The 2,036-nt window shown below is 51.1% G+C and carries 2 protein-coding genes; one reads left to right on the top strand and one right to left on the bottom strand.

The window, feature by feature from the left end; all coding sequences use genetic code 11:
- Nucleotides 1-231: 231 nt before the first annotated feature.
- Nucleotides 232-627: a DUF2203 domain-containing protein gene (locus PAT3040_RS31215; RefSeq protein ID WP_108995748.1), complete on the bottom strand. Its 396-nt coding sequence runs from the start codon at nt 625-627 to the stop codon at nt 232-234.
- 223 nt (nt 628-850) lie between these two features.
- Between PAT3040_RS31215 and PAT3040_RS31220 the strand changes: the two genes are divergently transcribed.
- Nucleotides 851-1,714: an ABC transporter ATP-binding protein gene (locus PAT3040_RS31220; protein ID WP_108995749.1), complete on the top strand. Its 864-nt coding sequence runs from the start codon at nt 851-853 to the stop codon at nt 1,712-1,714.
- The last annotated feature ends 322 nt before the right edge of the window (nt 1,715-2,036 follow it).

Raw genomic sequence — 2,036 nt, forward strand, 5'->3', positions numbered from 1 at the left:
ACTTAGGATCTAGCGGGCGACCGTGGGGGTTCAAGTCCCTCTACGCGCACCATACCATGAAAAAGCCCTTCGGAGACGAAGGGCTTTTTGCTGCTTATTATTCATACTAGAATTCGCTGCGGTCCTTGTTGGCTTCATCTAGGTACGGACCTGCTTCCCCTTGTCGAAATTCAAAGTACCGGATCGGATGATGGCGGGGATATATCCCAGATCGGTCTCCTACACCAGCGTCTAGGCATCGGGATGAAGCTTGCGGCCGGCAAATCCGTCATGCCAGCCATGATAATGTGTGATGCGGTCCTCGCCTTCCCGCCAGCATAACAAGATCTCTTCGCCGTCCATGACGCCGGGGAAGTCGATAAGGCCGGGATTGATCATTTTGATCAATACGCCTCGTCTTGCAAAGTTTTGCATATAAAGCTGCAATTCGAATTGCATGAAGTCCATCTGTCCTTCCATCTCGAACAAGAGCTCTCCCGACAGCTCGGTATGTCCCGCCTTTACCTTCCGGTAGTGGATATAGTGCTCCTCCAGCTTGTGCGACAGCTCTTGCAACTGCTCCAGGTTCTGCTTCACTTCGGGGAGCAACGCATTGGCTTCCGCCAATGTGTATCGTTTGGTTATCATGGATATCCTCTCCTTACCAATCAGTATACGAAATGTTACCCGATCGTACAAATCGGAAACATCGTTCATTTGGCAACATTGCAATCAAGCTGAAAGTTGTCATTGACTTTGTACCTGAGAACAATTATCATTAATATGTCGTTGATAATAGTTTTCAGTTTATGTTTGAATATATAGATGTTACGGTCGCGCCAGGAGCGCGGCGGGAGGAGCGTGCAGCACCATGTTTCGTCTTTCAACTTCGGATCTGGCTATTTCTTATGACGAGCGTCTCATTGTACAGAACTTGAACATTTCCATTCCGCAAGGAAAGGTGACGGCTCTCGTTGGAGCCAATGGCTCCGGCAAGTCGACCATCCTAAAGACGATGGCGCGGATTATGAATCCGTCGCATGGCAATGTCCTTCTGGACGGCAAGTCGATTCATAAGCAATCCACGAAGGATGTGGCGAAGCAGCTCGCGATTCTGCCGCAGAATCCGACAGCGCCCGACGGCTTGACCGTTGCGGAGCTAGTTTCTTATGGTCGTTTCCCTTATCAGAAGGGCTTCGGCTCCATGAGCAAAGAAGACCGCAGCGTCGTGCAGTGGGCGATTGAAGCGACGGGCATGGTAGAATTCACGGATCGCCCCGTTGATCAACTCTCCGGAGGACAGAGACAACGCGCATGGATTGCGATGGCGCTTGCTCAGGAGACGGATATTCTGTTCCTGGACGAACCGACGACATTCCTCGATATGGCGCATCAGCTGGAGGTTCTTCACCTGCTTCAGAAGCTGAATGAGCACAATAATCGCACGATCGTTATGGTTGTCCATGACCTGAACCATGCGGCTCGTTACGCGCATCACATGATTGCGATCAAGAGCGGCGTTGTACGAGGTGAGGGCTCGCCGATCGAGGTTATTACGCCTGACATCATGCGCGATGTATTTAACATTGAAGCGGATATCGTTCCGGACCCTAGAACAGGGGTACCGCTATGCCTGCCGTTCGCGCTGGCCGGCATGTCTAACGCCGACAAGGTGATGGGCAGCAGTTTGACCGACAAGGACGAGAAGCCGTCTTTGACGGCAGCAGGAGCTTAGTCCGAGTGACCGAATATAGGGCGGAGAGATCCCCATTTCTACGTGGAATGGGGATTTAGGATGGAGAGAGCTGCTTAGGGAACCACTTGCTGCTGGTGATGACAAGCCGGTAAAACCCCTGCGGACCTGTGAGAAATAGGCTCTTCAAAAAAAGTTTGAGATTTCATGAAAAAATAGTTGCAATTTAATCGGCTGAGTGATATATTATTACTTGTCGCCACGATGAAATGATGGCTAATTGCTTGAAAACATTACCGCGCGGAAGTGGCTCAGCGGTAGAGCATCGCCTTGCCAAGGCGAGGGTCGCGGGTTCGATTCCCGT

The sequence above is a fragment of the Paenibacillus agaridevorans genome, from assembly GCF_003112455.1.
Taxonomy (GTDB): Bacteria; Bacillota; Bacilli; order Paenibacillales; family Paenibacillaceae; genus Pristimantibacillus; species Pristimantibacillus agaridevorans.

Excerpts from the sequence above, each read along its gene's own strand:
- PAT3040_RS31215 (WP_108995748.1), bottom strand. The coding sequence starts at position 627 with ATGATAACCAAACGATACACATTGGCGGAAGCCAATGCGTTGCTCCCC.
- PAT3040_RS31220 (WP_108995749.1), top strand. The coding sequence starts at position 851 with ATGTTTCGTCTTTCAACTTCGGATCTGGCTATTTCTTATGACGAGCGT.